Below are 451 nucleotides of genomic sequence, written 5' to 3'. Positions count from 1 at the left end.
GGTGTTGTTTCGACTTTGTCCGATTCAGATGGTGATGGTGCTGCTCTGTCATTGTCATTCATATGGATAAAGTTTTCATCATCAATCTCTTCTGGTTCTCGTGCATCAGCAGCGGCTTTTTGGTCGTCCCCCACATCCGTTTCTAAGCCATTGGCTGCACCTGCTTCATCCCGTGCGCTGTATTTAAAATCCCAAGAGGTGCAATGTTTCTCATGAATAACAATAATAGGGAGTGTTTCACCGGTGATGGCTTTGCCTTCACCACGTTTGGCAAGCACAAGTTTGCCATCAACGGGCTTTGCTACCGCATCATATTCTTCTGCAAGGCGTGTGGCAAAAGCCATGTCGCTTTCAGCAGTTTGGTCAATATGACGCACAACAATTTTTGCAAGAGCAGGATCAACTTTGGGGGTGTAGCCATTACGTTTTGCTATTTCTTGAATAATGCTAC

The 451-nt window shown here is 45.5% G+C and carries 1 pseudogene; it reads right to left on the bottom strand.

Annotated elements, in window-relative coordinates:
• A pseudogene (locus tag J7R05_RS08105) lies at positions 1-451 on the bottom strand (contractile injection system protein, VgrG/Pvc8 family); the annotation flags it as partial.

Source organism: Bartonella capreoli (assembly GCF_902813205.1).
GTDB classification, from domain to species: domain Bacteria; phylum Pseudomonadota; class Alphaproteobacteria; order Rhizobiales; family Rhizobiaceae; genus Bartonella; species Bartonella schoenbuchensis.
Note: the sequence above shows the minus strand (reverse complement) of the source record. Positions and strands in the feature narration are given on the sequence as shown.